This window comes from Achromobacter dolens (genome assembly GCF_902859745.1).
GTDB classification, from domain to species: domain Bacteria; phylum Pseudomonadota; class Gammaproteobacteria; order Burkholderiales; family Burkholderiaceae_B; genus Achromobacter; species Achromobacter dolens.
Genome location: NZ_CADIJW010000005.1, coordinates 129,394 through 144,034 on the forward strand (window position 1 = coordinate 129,394; position 14,641 = coordinate 144,034).

Below are 14,641 nucleotides of genomic sequence, written 5' to 3' on the forward strand. Positions count from 1 at the left end.
GGTCCGGAGCGAAGGCTCCGGACCGCAATCGTAGCCCCGCCTCCCCCCGAGGGCTGCCGCGCCGGGCGCCTTAAGAACTCAACCCCACCTTCGCCACCCAAGATCAGACCAACTCCGCAAAAAAAACGCCACGGATGACAAAAAGGCCTGGAGCAACGCATCCAGGCCTTTCATATCGCCTCAAGTCCACCAAGCCACCGCCATCAGCGCCCAGCCCGGCAAAAGCGAAATCCGCTCAAAAGATCACTGCCGGTGATAAACCTCGGCTCCCTTCTTCACGAACTCGATCGACTTCTCCTGCATGCCTTTCTGCAGCGCTTCCTTCTCGGTCACGCCCTGCGACGCCGCATAATCGCGCACATCCTGCGTGATCTTCATGCTGCAGAAATGCGGCCCGCACATCGAGCAGAAGTGCGCCACCTTCATCGAATCCTTCGGCAGCGTCTCGTCGTGGAACTCCTTGGCCGTATCCGGATCCAGGCCCAGGTTGAACTGGTCGTCCCACCGGAACTCGAAGCGCGCCTTCGACAGGGCGTTGTCGCGGATCGCCGCGCCCGGATGGCCCTTGGCCAGGTCCGCCGCATGCGCCGCGATCTTGTACGTGATGATGCCGTCCTTCACGTCCTTCTTGTTCGGCAGCCCCAGGTGCTCCTTGGGCGTCACGTAACAGAGCATCGCCGTGCCGTACCAGCCGATCAGCGCCGCGCCGATGCCCGAGGTGATGTGGTCGTAGCCCGGCGCGATGTCGGTCGTCAGGGGGCCCAGCGTGTAGAACGGCGCCTCGTGGCAGTGTTCCAACTGCAGCTCCATGTTTTCCTTGATCATCTGCATCGGCACGTGGCCCGGGCCTTCGATCATCACCTGCACATCGTGCTTCCAGGCCACCTGCGTCAGCTCGCCCAGCGTCTTCAGTTCCGCGAACTGGGCTTCGTCATTGGCGTCATAGCCCGAGCCCGGGCGCAGGCCGTCGCCCAGCGAGAAGCTGACGTCGTAGGCCTTCATGATTTCGCAGATTTCCTCGAAGCGCTCGTACAGGAAGCTCTCCTTGTGGTGCGCCAGACACCACTTGGCCATGATCGAGCCGCCGCGCGAGACGATGCCCGTCATGCGGTCCGCCGTCATCGGAATGAACGGCAGGCGCACGCCGGCGTGGATCGTGAAGTAGTCCACGCCCTGTTCGGCCTGCTCGATCAGCGTGTCGCGGAAGATCTCCCAGGTCAGTTCCTCGGCCTTGCCGTCGACCTTCTCCAGCGCCTGGTAGATCGGCACCGTGCCGATCGGCACCGGCGAATTGCGGATGATCCATTCACGCGTTTCGTGGATGTGCTTGCCCGTCGACAGGTCCATGACCGTGTCGCCGCCCCAGCGGATCGCCCAGGTCATCTTCTCGACTTCCTCGCCGATGCCCGAACTGACGGCCGAGTTGCCGATGTTGGCGTTGATCTTGACCAGGAAATTGCGGCCGATCGCCATCGGCTCGACTTCCGGGTGGTTGATGTTGGCGGGGATGATGGCGCGGCCGCGCGCGATCTCGTCGCGCACGAATTCCGGCGTGATGGCGGCCGGGATGGCGGCGCCGAACGATTGGCCCGGGTGCTGGCGCAGCAGGCGCTTGACCATCTTCTCGCCATCCGGACCGCTGTCGCGCAGCGTCTGCAGGTAGTGCTCGCGGCGCAGGCTTTCGCGGATCGCCACGTATTCCATTTCGGGCGTGATGATGCCGCGGCGCGCATAGTGCATCTGCGAGACGTTGGCGCCGGCCACGGCGCGGCGCGGCGGGCGCTGCAGGTCAAAGCGCATGGCCGTCAGCTTGGGATCGGTCAGGCGCTGCTTGCCGTACTCGCTGGTCGGGCCGGACAGCACTTCGGTGTCGCCGCGCTCGTCGATCCAGGCGCGGCGCACTTCCGGCAGGCCGCGGCGGATGTCGATCTTGACGTCGGGGTCGGTGTAGGGGCCGCTGCAATCGTAGACGGTCAGCGGCGGGTTCTTTTCGCCACCGAACATGGTGGGCGTGTCGTCCTGCTCGATCTCGCGAAACGGGACGCGGATGTCGGGACGGGAACCGACCTCGTAGACCCGGCGGGATTTGGGCAACGGGGCGACCGCGGCCGCGTCGACTTCGGCGGTGGCGGCCAGGAATTTGGGATTGGCGTTCATGGAAAGCTCCAAGCGAATGGTTTGGAGCCGATCGGGAATGGACTCCCGCCATGCGGGCATGGCGGAAATACGGCTCCCAGCATCGGCATTATCCGTACTGGTACGAAGGGACTCTCTCAACACGTCGTGCCGTTCTGGCGCGACGAGTACCCCTGCGCGAAAGCGAAGTATAGAGCCTGCATGGCCGCCGCGCGAACGGCGGCCGATGCTGCGTTGCGGCAGCCATGGTCCGTCGTGCCCGCCCATGGTGGTAGTACCGCTTTACATTTGGAATCAGTCTGCGGAGACAGTGCCATACAGGTTCTGTACACTTTTTTGGTCAGTCGGCGGTCAGCCTGCCGGCTTCAGTCCACTCCAAGAAGGAAACGAGCATGCAACTTACCCTACGCAAACTGGCGCCCGCCCTGGTGGTCATGACCCTTGCGCTTGCGGGTTGCAAGACCGCCCCGACCAAATCCGGCGCCGCCGCCACGCCCGATGCGGCCGGCCAGCAGCAATCCTCCGGGCAGCAGCAGCCCGCCACCGCCTCGGTGGTCGAGTTCTACGTGGCCCAGACCCAATCCGCGCCTGGGCTGGTCGAAGTCAGCCTGCCCGACGGCAAGCTGTACATGCAGCAGCAGCCCGTGCTGACGCGCGCCGACCTGACCGAAGCCGCCGCCCTCGTGGATCGCCAGGGCGCCAATTTTGTCGGTCTGCGTTTCTCGGAAGCCGGCACGCGCAAACTGACCGACATCAGCACCAAGAACGTCGGCAATATGCTGGCGCTGGTGATCGATCGTGAACTGATCGCCGCGCCCCGCATCGGCGAACCGCTGAACCGCGGCGTGCTGGCCTTCGGCGTGCCGTCGGCGCAAGCCGCTTCCGACATCGCCGCCAAGATCCGTGGCGAAAGCGCGCCCGCGCCGGCCCCGGCGCCCGCCAAGCCCTGAGCTGTCCTGGCACAAAAAAACCCGGCCATGCCGGGTTTTTTTTGTCCTGCTTCAGCCGTTTCCTCAGTTCTTGCGGCCGCGCGGCTTGACGCCGCGACGCGCCGTCATGGCTTCAATGAAGGCCAGCGTCACCGCCTCCAGGGCCACCCGATCCTCGGCCGTGAGCGTGTCGAGCATCGCGGGCGAGATCGTCGCGTAGGGCCAGGGCGCCAACGGCCGCCCGCGCCGCGCGATGGCACGGGGCAGCGGTTCCGAGACGCCGGTGGGGGGCAGTGTGTCGCTCAGGTCGTAGCTCTCCATGGGCAGTTCCATGGGACCCTTGCCGGTCTCCAGCCACTCGAGTTCCACCTTCAATACCTGCGCCAGTTTGCGCAGGGAACGGCTCGAATGCCGCAGCCCGCTCTCGTAGCTGCCGATCGCGCTTTGCGACAGGCGGGTCAGGCGCGCCAAGGTTTTCTGCGTGTGGCCACGCAAAAGACGGGCGTGCTTCAGTCGGTCTGAAAAAGTCTTCACGCGTCGATTGAAGCTTGCGCCGTAGGCACTTTGGTGGATATAAATATTACTTAAGTGATAAGTTCGAAGAGGCGCTCACATGCAGGAAAGAGGTTACGTCCTCGTCGTGCAACTTGGTGGAATGGCATGCAACAAGTTCGTGCATACCTTACGTCAATTTCAGTGGGAGGTCGGCCTGTGCCGATCCCCCGAGGGGCTGCTGGCGCGCCTGCGCAATGAACCCGCCGATGTCGTCGTGTTGCGGGGCACCGCTGACGACCTGCCGCAGTTGATTGCCGCGCTGCGTCGCGCCGCGCCGAGTTGCGCCGTGGTCTGGCAGTCGCCGGAAGATTCCGCGCCGGCCCGCATCGCCGCGCTCGATGCGGGCGCCCATGTGTGCGTGCCGCCACAGGCGAACATTCCCGAATGGGACGCCGTCCTGCGCAACCTTATTCGTTGCCAGCATCCCGCGGCCGACAGCATGCCGCGGTGGCGCGTCGATGGCCGTAGCCGCATGCTGGCAGGGCCCGCCGGTGAACGACTGCCCCTGACCAACACCGAGCGCGCCTTTTTCGTCAGCCTGTTGAACGCGCCGCACCAGTGCCTGCCGCGTGAAGGTTTCTTTCCCGATGCCACGCGTGATCCCATGGATGGCGCGCGGCGCGTCGACGTGCTGGTGTCGCGTCTGCGCTCCAAGGCGCGCCGTCTCAATATCGACCTGCCCGTCCTGGCGGTGCGAGGGTGGGGCTACATGCTGCTGCCACAGGGCGTGCCGGCCGAACATCAATAGTCCGGTCCATCCGGGGATTGTGGGCGATGACCATGAACGGCCGTTGCCGCCGCGCGGGCTTCGCGACAAAAACGGCCATGCAGCCGTATTGAAAAAGGCGCCCATGTGGGCGCCTTGCTTCATGGCCAAGCGGCGGTATCCGTCAGAGCACGACCAAGTTGTCGCGATGCATCAGTTCGGGATCGGTCATGCTGCCAAGGATGCGGGCGATCTGCGATGACGGCTGGCGCAGGATGCGGCGGGTATCGGCCGACGAATAATTGATCAGGCCACGGGCGCATTCGCGGCCCTGGCCATCGACGCAGGCCACCACGTCGCCGCGGCCGAATTCGCCTTCCACATCGACCACGCCGATCGGCAGCAGGCTCTTGCCTTCGCGCAGCAATGCCTGCACGGCGCCGTCGTCCAGCACCACACGGCCGCGCAGGCGCAGATGGTCGGCCAGCCATTGCTTGCGCGCCGACCAGACCGGCAACACGGCGCGCAATTCGCTGCCGATGCATTCGCCCTGCGCCAGGCGCGTCAGCACGTTGCGTTCGCGACCCGAGGCGATCACGGTGTGCGCGCCGCTGTGCGCCGCGCGCTTGGCCGCCAGTACCTTGGTCAGCATGCCGCCGGTGCCGATGCCGCTGCCGGCGCCGCCGGCCATCGCTTCCAGCGCCGGGTCGCCGGCCTGGGCGTGCGCCATGAACTTGGCGTCCGGATTCTTGCGCGGGTCGGAATCGTACAGGCCGCGCTGGTCGGTCAGGATGATCAGCGTGTCGGCTTCGATCAGGTTGGTGACCAGCGCGCCGAGCGTGTCGTTGTCGCCGAGCCGGATTTCGTCCGTGACCACCGTGTCGTTTTCGTTGACGATCGGCACCACGCCCAGGCGCAGCAGCGCGAACAGCGTGCTGCGCGCGTTCAGGTAGCGGTGGCGGTCGGCCAGGTCTTCGTGGGTCAGCAGGATCTGCGCGGTGCGCAGGCCGTATTCGGCGAACGCCGCTTCGTAGGCCTGGCACAAGCCCATCTGGCCCACGGCGGCCGCGGCCTGCAGTTCGTGCATCACCGACGGCCGCTTGCGCCAGCCCAGGCGGGCCATGCCTTCGGCGATGGCGCCGCTGGAGACCAGCACGACCTGTTTGCCCTGCTTGTGCAGCGCGGCGATCTGGGCTGCCCAGTGCGCCACGGCGGCGCGATCCAGGCCTCGGCCTTCATTGGTGACCAGCGATGAGCCGACCTTGGCGACGAGGCGCTGGGCGTGGGTGACGACGGAAACGGCGGGTGATTCGGCAGACATGATGGCGGCGGGCTGCGGCGCGAGAAAAGGCGTAATCGAACGAGATTGCGATTATGGCTTATTCGTCGCCGCGCGGCGCGGCCGGTCTCTTGTCGGCGTCGGTGCGGGTGTCGTCGAAGCGCGGATCTTCGGCGACGTAGGTGCCGTCGGCCTGATCCTGCGCCAACTGTTCCTTTTCGCGCTCGGCGTCCAGGTAGTCCTGCAGCGCGTAGATCAGGTCCTGGGTGCCGTCGCCGGACAGGCCGGAGATGCCGAACACCGGGCCTTTCCAGTCGTACAGCTCGATGAAGCGGCGCTTGGTGTCCTCGGGATCGGCCACCATGTCCAGCTTGTTCAGCACCAGCCAGCGCGGCTTGGCGGCCAGCTCGGGATCGTAGCGGCGCAGTTCCTCGACGATGGCGCGGGCATCGACCACGGCCTGCTCCACGGGATCGGCGTCGGGATCGGGGGTGGACACGTCCACCAGGTGCAGCAGCACGCGGGTGCGCGCCAGGTGGCGCAGGAACAGGTGGCCCAGGCCGGCGCCTTCGGAGGCGCCTTCGATCAGGCCGGGAATGTCGGCCACGACGAAGCTGCGCGACGGCGAGGTGCGCACCACGCCCAGGTTCGGGTGCAGCGTCGTGAACGGGTAGTCGGCGATCTTCGGCTTGGCGTTGGAGATGCGGGTGATCAGCGTGGACTTGCCGGCGTTGGGCAGGCCCAGCAGGCCGACGTCGGCCAGCACCTTCAGTTCCATGCGCAGGTAGCGGTGTTCGCCTTCCTTGCCGGGGGTCCATTGGCGCGGGGCGCGGTTGACGCTGGACTTGAAGTGCATGTTGCCCATGCCGCCCTGGCCGCCGGCCGCCAGCACGACCTTCTGGTCGTGGCGGTTCAGGTCGAACAGGACTTCGCCGGTCTCGGCGTCATGGATGATGGTGCCGACGGGCACGCGCAGCGTGATGTCGGGGGCGGCGGCGCCGTACTGGTCCGAGCCGCGGCCGTTTTCGCCGTTCTTGGCGCGGTGCAGGCGCGCGTAACGGAAGTCGATCAGCGTGTTGATGTTGCGATCGGCCACGGCAAAGATGCTGCCGCCGCGTCCGCCGTCGCCGCCGTCAGGGCCGCCCTTGGGAATGAATTTTTCGCGGCGAAAGCTCGCCACGCCATTGCCGCCTTTGCCGGCGACGACTTCGATGGTGGCTTCGTCTACGAATTTCATGATGTCTGCGCGTGTATGAGATAGGGAGTCGCCGCAACGCGGCGAGGGCCGCCACGCATTTGCGGTGGCCCGAAGGAAAAAAAGCCCTGCCGCGTGCGACAGGGCTTTGCCGTTCTGGCTGGCGGCGGGTCGCTGAGGCAACCGCGCCGCTGGCCGGACCGTGCTGCGTCGAGGATTACTCGGCGGCGACGATCGAAACGGTTTGCTTGTTCAACGCGCCCTTGAAGCCGAATTGAACCTTGCCGTCGATCAGCGCGAACAGGGTGTGGTCCTTGCCCATGCCGACGTTCACGCCAGCGTGGAAACGGGTACCGCGCTGACGCACGATGATCGAACCAGCGGGAATCAGTTCACCGCCGAAAGCCTTGACGCCCAGACGCTTCGATTCTGAGTCGCGTCCGTTTCGCGTAGAGCCGCCGCCCTTTTTCTGTGCCATGTTTAGCTCCTGCTAATGTGGTGCCGAGTCGCGTCTTAGGCCGTGATGGCTTCGATGCGGATTTCGGTGTAGTTCTGACGGTGGCCCTGACGCTTCTGATAGTGCTTGCGACGGCGCATCTTGAAGATCTTGACCTTGTCGTGGCGGCCTTGCGCAAGAACCGTTGCCTTGATCACGGCGCCGGCGACGAGGGGCGTACCAACTTTCAGTTGGTCGCCTTCGCCCACGGACAGCACTTGATCCAGGGTGATTTCTTGCCCAATGTCAGCCGGTATCTGTTCTACCTTGAGTTTTTCGCCAATGGCAACACGGTACTGCTTGCCACCGGTTTTTACGACCGCGTACATGGGGTATTCCTTAAATAGGTAAATGGGCTCATTCGCTTGCCGGCCCTGCTGGGCTGGCAGTGCTTGCCTGGGGTTGCCAAGATTGGGGTTGCCAAGATGGGGTTGCCAAGATCAAGCGCGCGTAATTCACCGACGTAATTCGGGCATCTCTGACCGAATCCGGGATATTAGCCCGCGGCTGGGGAAAAGTCAAAAAGCGCTTGCAGGCTAAGGGCTTAGGTGTGGCCGGGGCGCCGCGTCGGGGTGGCGCGCAGCCGAAAAAACGGGGGCGGGGCGGTTCGGAGTGGGGTGGCGCAGGGGGAGTCCGCGCCCCGGGCAGGGGCGTCGCTACGTCCGGCTCCGGTTCCTGGCAGCCCGTATAATCGCTGGTCGAATCCCCCCCGCCATCCCGGCGGCCCAGCGGTAAGAGCTGTTACATATGGCTCGTTTCACTCTCCGGATACGTCTTGAATCTCCCCGCGCTCATTGCTCCCATAGTTGACGATATGAAAGCCGTCGATGCGGTTATCCGCGAGCGGCTGAATTCCGATGTGGTGCTGATCCGTACGATCGGCGACTACATCATCGGGGCCGGCGGCAAGCGCATGCGTCCGGCGATGGTGCTGATGGTGGCGCGCGCGCTGGGCTACGAAGGGACGCATCATCAGTTGCTGGCCGCCGTCGTGGAATTCATTCACACGGCGACGCTGTTGCATGACGACGTGGTCGACGAGTCCGACCTGCGTCGTGGCCGCGAGACCGCCAACGCGGTGTTCGGCAACGCCGCCAGCGTGCTGGTGGGCGACTATCTCTATTCGCGCTCGTTCGAGATGATGGTCGAGGCCGACTCGATGCGCATCATGAGCATCCTGTCGGAGGCCACCACGGTGATCGCCGAGGGCGAGGTGCTGCAGTTGCTGAACGTGCATGATCCGGATGTCTCGCAGGAGCGCTACCTGCAGGTCGTGCGCTACAAGACCGCCAAGCTGTTCGAGGCCGCCGCCCAGGTGGGGGCGGTGCTGGCCGGCGCCACGCCGGAGCAGGAAGCCGCCGCGGCCGCCTATGGCCGCCATGTGGGCACCGCCTTCCAGTTGGTCGACGACGTGCTCGACTACAGCGGCGATGCCGCCGCGCTGGGCAAGAACGTGGGCGACGATCTGCGCGAGGGCAAGCCCACGCTGCCGCTGATCCGCGTGATGGAAGTGGGCACGCCGGCGCAGCAGCAGTTGATCCGCGACGCCATCAAGACGGGCGACGCCGACTTCGCCGCCGTGGCGGCCGCCATCCAGGCGACGGACGCGCTGGAGCATGCCCGCCAGGCCGCCGTGGCCGAGGCGAATCGGGCTCGCGAAGCACTTTCTTCGTATCCCGTTTCCCCTTTTCTAAATTCTCTGTTAGAATTCTGCGCTTTCGCGGTGAATCGAGATCGCTAGCTGAAAACGGCACTGCAAGCGCTGCTTTGAGCAAGGTTGGAATTCACGAGGCGGGAAGGGCAAAACCTTCAAGCCGAAGCGGGAAGTTGATTTGGTTGCACTGAGCGCAACGAAGTCAGTAGCTGTAGGGTGTGGGAGATGTATAAGCCCATGCCCAGACTCGGGGCGTAGCTCAGCCTGGTAGAGTACTGCGTTCGGGACGCAGGAGTCGGAGGTTCGAATCCTCTCGCCCCGACCACTTATCTGTGGTCGAATTCTTGAAGGTGTTTCCCGACACCTTTGGCTGAAAGCCGGTACCGCGCAAGCGTTGCCGGCTTTTTTGCGTGGGCACGTCGCTTGCTGGCGTGGGCCCATGAACTCGTTTTCTCTCGCAGACGGCCCGCTCGTGGTCGCTTATCCTCGCCGTGCCCGGGCGTCCGAGCACGAAGTGGCGTCGCATGACGCCCTGGCGGCGCGCCTGGCCGCGCTGTTGGGCGGGCGCCATGTTCCCGATTACCGGCCCAGTCGCCATCGCGGCGGCCCGGTTCCGTATTACGTGCCTGACCGCAGTATCGCCGGGGCGGCGCGCGCAACCATCCTGGGTATCTCCGGCATCGCCGACCTCTATGGGGGCGTCGTGCCGCATGCCTTCGTCGCCACCAAATCCATCAGCCATGGCCTGGCGCGGCCGGATGCGCCGGCGCCAGCGGGTTGGGTTGCCTCGCTGGCGGATGCTTTGGGTGACGCGGTGCTTGCCGGCTACACGGCGTTCCGCCCGGAAGACGCGCTGGCTGGTGGCCTGCGGCTGCTGCAACGCGGGTCGGTGCGGTTGAAACCTGCCGATGCGACCGCCGGGCGCGGGCAGGAGGTCGCATCGGATGCGGATGCGCTGCGGCAGGCCCTGGAGCGCCAATGCGCAAGGACGATGGGACGGCTCGGCCTGGTGATCGAGGAGGACCTGAACGAAGTCGAAACCTGCAGCGTGGGCTGGTCCAAGGTGGGAGAAATGGAGATCGCCTACGTCGGCACGCAATCGCTGACGCCCGACAATGCGGGCTGCCTCGTGTACGGCGGCTCGGAACTGCGCGTGGCGCGGGGCGGCTTCGATGCCTTGCGCCGGCTGGATCTCGCCGACCGTGAACGCCGGGCGATCGACCTGGCGTGCCAGTATGACGCGGCGGTATCGGCCGCCTATCCCGCGCTGATTGCTTCGCGGCGCAATTACGATGTGGCGTTTGGTCTCGGCGCCGATGGCCGGCCGCGCGCGGGCGTGCTGGAGCAATCGTGGCGCGCGGGCGGCGCCAGCATCGCGGAACTGGCCGCCATGCAGGCCTTTGCGCTCTCGCCCGTGCTGCGCGAAGTGCGCGCCGCAACCCGCGAGCGCTATGGCGCCGACGAACCGCCGCCAATCGCGCAACGTCTGGTGTTCCACGGCCACGACGCGGCGGTCGGACCCATCAGCAAGTCGGGCGGCATCCTGGAGGCGGCCGATGGCGGCGCATAGCAGTCCGCTCGCGCTCGACGTGGATGGCGTGTCGCTGGACGCCACGTTCCTCACCCCGGAAGACAAGGTGCCGGGGGTGCTGTTCATCCACGGCTGGGGCGGCAGCCAGCAGTTCGACCTGTCGCGCGCCAAGGGCATTGCCGCGCTGGGTTGCGTCTGCCTGACCTTCGATCTGCGCGGACACGCCGCCACGCAGGCGCGGCAACGCGAGGTGACGCGCGAGGACAATCTGCGCGACGTGGTGGCGGCCTATGACCGGCTGGCGCAGCATCCGTCGCTGGACTCCGGTTCGATCGCCGTGGTGGGCAGCAGCTACGGCGGTTACCTGGCGGCCCTGTTGAGTACGCTGCGTCCGGTGCGCTGGCTGGCGCTGCATGTGCCTGCCCTGTATCGTGACGACGAATGGCTGGTGCCCAAGAACCAGCTCGATCGCGAGACCCTGCGCGCCTATCGCAGCGTCTACGTCCCGCCGGAAGAGAACCGCGCGTTGAAGGCGTGCACGGCGTTCGCCGGCGACGTGCTGCTGGTGGAAGCGGAACACGACAGCTATATCCCGCATTCGACCATCATGAGCTATCGCTCCGCGTTTCGCCGATCGCACTCGTTGACGCACCGGATCATCGACGGCGCCGACCACGCGCTGACGGAAAAACCGGCGCAACGCGCCTATACCTCGATACTGGTGAACTGGGTGACCGAAATGGTCATGGGCGCCCGCATGGGCGAGGGGCGGGCGCGCTATTGAGCGGCGGCGTCAGGGTGGGTGCGCAGCAGGGAAGGCCGGCAACGACGCCGGCCGTTTTCTCTCGCGGCGCGGGTCAACCCGGGTAGAGATCGGTGCGGCGATGGTCCCAGGCCGGCAGGCCGGCGCGCAGCGTGGCGACGCGCTCCGGGTCGAGGTCGGCCATGACGTAGCCGGTGCGGTCTGGCATGCAGGCCAGTACCGTGCCCCAGGGATCGACGATCATGCTGCGGCCCAGGCAGGGCAGGCCCGGCCCGTCGCCGCCGATCTGGGCGGCGGCGATCACGTAGCACTGGTTCTCGATGGCGCGGGCGCGCAGCAGGATTTCCCAGTGATCGCGGCCGGTGTGCAGGTTGAAGGCCGCGGGCGCCACCAGCACGTTGGCGCCGCGTGCGCGCAGCGCGCGATACAGCTCGGCAAAGCGCAGGTCGTAGCAGATGCTCAGGCCCAGCGTCAGGCCCGCCGCTTCGACCGTGCGCAGGCACGTGCCCGGGGCGAAGTCGGCGGATTCGCGGTAGGGGGTGCCGTCGACCACCGCGTCATACAGGTGGACCTTGCGGTAGGAGGCGGCGATGCTGCCGTCCGGGGCGAAGGTGACGCCGGTGTTGCCGAGCCGGTCCTGGTCCGCCAGGCGTTCATGCATCGAGCCCAGGTGGATCCAGCAAGCGTGGCGCTGCGCCAGCGCGGCGATGCGCGCCGTGACCGCGCCGGGGATCGGACTGGCGGCGGCGCGCAGCGTTGGTGCGTCGCCGCGCACATCGCTGTATTCGGGCGTGACGATCAGTTGCGCGCCGTCGTTGGCCGCGGCCGTTATCCAATGTTCGAGCGCGGCCAGGTTGGCGTCGCGGTCACGGCGGCTGTCGAGCTGTATGGCTGCCACTCTGATGGACATGCGGGTCCCCCTTGTCAGTGTGCTTGCGCCTGGGACTTCAGGCCCAGCGCCACCTCGCGCGCGATCTGCCCCAGCAGCGCGGCGCCCTCGCCGCCCTGCAGGGTCTGCGCGGTCTGCCAGTCGGTAAAGCCGTCGGCCAGTACCGCCAGCACCACGCTGCGGTCGGCCACGGTGAGAATGCCGGCGTCATGGCGCAGGCCCGGCAACTGTCCGGCCTTGCTGGCCAGATGGGCGGGGGCGGGCAGCGCGGCGCCGAAGTGGGCGCGTTCGCGCTGGTCGGCCAGCAGGTCGAGCGCGAATGTCCGCAAGGCCGCGGGCAGCGCGCCGTCGCGCAGCATCCAGCACAGCGAGGCGGTGGCGTCTTCGGCGCTGGTGAAGTTGTCACGCCCGGCCTCGCGCGCCGCGGCGTCCATCATGCGCCGTTGCAGCCGGCTCGCCGGCAGGCCGGCGCGTTGGTTCCATTGATTGATCTCGTCGAATCCGAGCAGCTCGATCAGTGCGTTGGTGGCGACGTTGTCGCTGAGCACGATCATCAGCCGCGCCAGTTCGGCGAGCGACAGGGTGGTGACACTGGGCAACTGGGCGAGGATGCCGGTGCCGCCGGCGCGCTCGGCGCTTGCGGGCAGGGCCAGCGGCTGTTCGAGCGCGTAGCGGCCCTTGGCCACCGCTTCGAGCAGCGCCAGCAGGATGGGCACCTTGATGATGCTGGCCGATGGCTGCACGCGGTCGGCGTGGTGCGCCAGCACGATGCCGCCGTCCAGGTCGCGCAGGCTCAGCGAGACCCGCGCGGGCGTGGCCGCCAGCAAGGGCGCCAGCGCCGCGTCGACGTGCTGGCGCAAGGCGTTGCGGTCCAGCGGTTGCGATCCCAAGGGGAACATGGTCGATCTCCTCAGACCAGGAAGAAGAACAGGGACGAGAACAGGCAGAGGTTCACCAGGATCACCGCCCAGCCGTTGTAGAGCATGTATTTGAGCTCGCCCGAGCGCGCCAGGCCCATCTGGCCGAACATGTCCGAGGTGGGGAAGGGGCCGAACCAGTCGATCTGCGAACTGCCCAGGATAACCGCCGTGGTGGCCGCGGGGCCGACGCCGGCGGCCGCCAGCAGCGGGCCGAAGATCTTGGCGGTGAAGGTCATCTGCGCGACCGCCGCGCCCGGGATGTGGCCGATGACGTTGAACCACAGCACGATGACGCACAGCATGGCGCCGCTGATGCCGGCCAGGTGCGGCTTGGCCAGCTCCAGCACGGCGTGGTAGGCGTTGAGCTGGTCCACCAGCACCAGCACCGGATTGAACAGCCAGAACAGGAAGAAGATCCAGATCAGCTTCCCGGCGCCCGCGTACATCGCCTGCAGGATCGCGCGCGGACCCATGCCGCCGGCCAGTCCGGTGGTGGTGGCCAGCGCCACCATGACGATGATGGCGAAGGCATAACCCGCCTTGGCGAGCACGCCGACGATCGCCAGGAGAACGATGGTCAGGCAGAACGCCCACGCCGCCCGCATGGCGCTGCGCGCGGGCGCGGCATCGAGGTCGAAGGCGGCCGCGCCGGCTCCGGCTTCCTCGTATTGGTGGCCAGCCTCGGTCATTTTCTGGATGCGCCCCGACATGAACCAGCCGGCCAGCAGCGTCGCCACGGCCATCGGGATGCCCGCCACCAGCAGGTATTGCGGATAGCTCAGCCCGGTCAGGCCGGTCACCGTGACCACGTTGGGCGTGAAGGGGCCCAGCACCAGTCCGGCGGAGCCGGCGGTCTGAAACAGCGCGGCCACCGTGGGCGGTGACAGGCGCACGGCGGCGGCGATCGGGATGACCACCGCGGCAATGATGGCGTTGCCGCCGGCCAGGGTGCCCAGCGCGCCGCAGATCAGGGTCGAGGCCACCATGATGCCCAGGCGCACGCGCACCTGGTTCGACAGGCCGATGCGGCGCACGATGGCGCGCACCATCTGTTCCGCGGCGCCGGTGCGCGAGGCGACCTCGCCCACGCCAGCGCCCAGCACGATGATCAGGCCGACCACCGCGATGAACGAGCCGAGCGAGTCGGCCAGCAGCTTGCCCATGGCGATGGGCGTGGTGCCGGTCATGATGGCGCCCAGCACGATGGCGGCAATGGTGGACAGCACGATGTCCACGCCCAGCAGCGCGATGATGGCGAACACCAGCACGGGCGTCAGGCCCCACAGGCTGGTCTGGCCGGGCAGCGTGAAATGGGTGTACAGCGCGATGGCCAGGCCCACCAGGAATACCGCGATGGCGGCATTGCGCCGGCGAGGATGCAACGAGCCGCCGGCGGGCGGGCGTGGCGCCGCCGCCGTCTGTGTCAATGTGGTCATGTCTTCTCCGTCCCTATCGATCTGTGGCCGGGCCGTGACGCGCTGCGCATCCGGCGGTGTTGGCCTATTGTTGTGATCCCGTCCTGCCGTGCGGCAGGCGTGGATGCCCAGCGGTCCCATGTCCAGGGCGCCTGGCCGCATCGGGCAGCCTG

The 14,641-nt window shown here is 66.8% G+C and carries 14 protein-coding genes and 1 tRNA gene; 6 read left to right on the forward strand and 9 right to left on the reverse strand.

Translation table 11 applies throughout. The features are described 5' to 3' along the window. Nucleotides 1-243: 243 nt before the first annotated feature. The gene (thiC, locus tag HV783_RS06605; RefSeq protein WP_054500445.1) at nucleotides 244-2,157 is read right to left on the reverse strand and encodes a phosphomethylpyrimidine synthase ThiC; all 1,914 of its coding nucleotides are present in this window, start codon (nucleotides 2,155-2,157) and stop codon (nucleotides 244-246) included. A 371-nt stretch (nucleotides 2,158-2,528) separates the two neighbouring features. On the opposite strand from thiC, the gene HV783_RS06610 reads away from it, so the two are divergent. Continuing rightward, the gene (locus HV783_RS06610) at nucleotides 2,529-3,086 is read left to right on the forward strand and encodes a SecDF P1 head subdomain-containing protein (RefSeq protein WP_054500446.1); all 558 of its coding nucleotides are present in this window, start codon (nucleotides 2,529-2,531) and stop codon (nucleotides 3,084-3,086) included. Between the two features lie 63 nt (nucleotides 3,087-3,149). On the opposite strand, the gene HV783_RS06615 is transcribed toward HV783_RS06610, so the two are convergent. Further along, entirely contained in the window at nucleotides 3,150-3,599 is a 450-nt protein-coding gene (locus HV783_RS06615) for a helix-turn-helix domain-containing protein (protein ID WP_162876648.1), read from the reverse strand. A 79-nt stretch (nucleotides 3,600-3,678) separates the two neighbouring features. Between HV783_RS06615 and HV783_RS06620 the strand changes: the two genes are divergently transcribed. After that, nucleotides 3,679-4,368, forward strand: a complete 690-nt coding sequence (locus HV783_RS06620; RefSeq protein ID WP_240317331.1) for a winged helix-turn-helix domain-containing protein — start codon at nucleotides 3,679-3,681, stop codon at nucleotides 4,366-4,368. 142 nt (nucleotides 4,369-4,510) lie between these two features. Here the strand turns inward: HV783_RS06620 and proB are convergent, their stop codons facing one another. From proB to rplU, 4 genes are all read right to left on the reverse strand, one after another. Beyond that, nucleotides 4,511-5,647, reverse strand: coding sequence for a glutamate 5-kinase (gene proB, locus HV783_RS06625; protein ID WP_064524041.1), 1,137 nt, complete (start codon nucleotides 5,645-5,647; stop codon nucleotides 4,511-4,513). A 58-nt stretch (nucleotides 5,648-5,705) separates the two neighbouring features. After that, nucleotides 5,706-6,842, reverse strand: coding sequence for a GTPase ObgE (gene obgE / locus HV783_RS06630; protein WP_054500449.1), 1,137 nt, complete (start codon nucleotides 6,840-6,842; stop codon nucleotides 5,706-5,708). Between the two features lie 175 nt (nucleotides 6,843-7,017). Further along, the gene (gene rpmA, locus HV783_RS06635) at nucleotides 7,018-7,278 is read right to left on the reverse strand and encodes a 50S ribosomal protein L27 (protein WP_006216229.1); all 261 of its coding nucleotides are present in this window, start codon (nucleotides 7,276-7,278) and stop codon (nucleotides 7,018-7,020) included. A 35-nt stretch (nucleotides 7,279-7,313) separates the two neighbouring features. Continuing rightward, nucleotides 7,314-7,625 (reverse strand): 50S ribosomal protein L21, encoded by a 312-nt coding sequence (gene rplU / locus HV783_RS06640; RefSeq protein WP_006389960.1) that lies wholly within the window; start codon nucleotides 7,623-7,625, stop codon nucleotides 7,314-7,316. 446 nt (nucleotides 7,626-8,071) lie between these two features. Here rplU and ispB point away from each other — a divergent pair, with 446 nt between their 5' ends. The 4 genes from ispB (at nucleotide 8,072) to HV783_RS06660 (ending at nucleotide 11,265) form a co-directional block, all read left to right on the forward strand. After that, nucleotides 8,072-9,037 carry an octaprenyl diphosphate synthase gene (ispB, locus tag HV783_RS06645; RefSeq protein ID WP_054500450.1) on the forward strand — a complete coding sequence of 322 codons (966 nt, stop codon included), beginning with the start codon at nucleotides 8,072-8,074 and terminating at the stop codon, nucleotides 9,035-9,037. Between the two features lie 161 nt (nucleotides 9,038-9,198). After that, a tRNA-Pro gene (locus HV783_RS06650) sits at nucleotides 9,199-9,275 on the forward strand. 114 nt (nucleotides 9,276-9,389) lie between these two features. Next, a complete protein-coding gene (locus tag HV783_RS06655; RefSeq protein ID WP_175188836.1) occupies nucleotides 9,390-10,520 on the forward strand; it encodes a DUF3182 family protein in 1,131 nt (376 codons plus the stop codon). Then, a complete protein-coding gene (locus HV783_RS06660; protein WP_054473247.1) occupies nucleotides 10,507-11,265 on the forward strand; it encodes an alpha/beta hydrolase family protein in 759 nt (252 codons plus the stop codon). Before HV783_RS06655 ends, HV783_RS06660 begins: the two co-directional genes overlap by 14 nt. 73 nt (nucleotides 11,266-11,338) lie before the next feature. Here the strand turns inward: HV783_RS06660 and HV783_RS06665 are convergent, their stop codons facing one another. The 3 genes from HV783_RS06665 to HV783_RS06675 are packed head-to-tail and all read right to left on the reverse strand — an operon-like array spanning nucleotide 11,339 to nucleotide 14,489. Next, nucleotides 11,339-12,154, reverse strand: coding sequence for a carbon-nitrogen hydrolase family protein (locus tag HV783_RS06665; RefSeq protein ID WP_217484222.1), 816 nt, complete (start codon nucleotides 12,152-12,154; stop codon nucleotides 11,339-11,341). A 14-nt stretch (nucleotides 12,155-12,168) separates the two neighbouring features. After that, nucleotides 12,169-13,032, reverse strand: coding sequence for a serine hydrolase (locus HV783_RS06670; protein WP_054500452.1), 864 nt, complete (start codon nucleotides 13,030-13,032; stop codon nucleotides 12,169-12,171). Nucleotides 13,033-13,043: 11 nt separating this feature from the next. Then, complete coding sequence (locus tag HV783_RS06675; RefSeq protein WP_054500453.1) at nucleotides 13,044-14,489, reverse strand: gluconate:proton symporter; 1,446 nt, start codon at nucleotides 14,487-14,489, stop codon at nucleotides 13,044-13,046. Nucleotides 14,490-14,641: the final 152 nt, after the last annotated feature.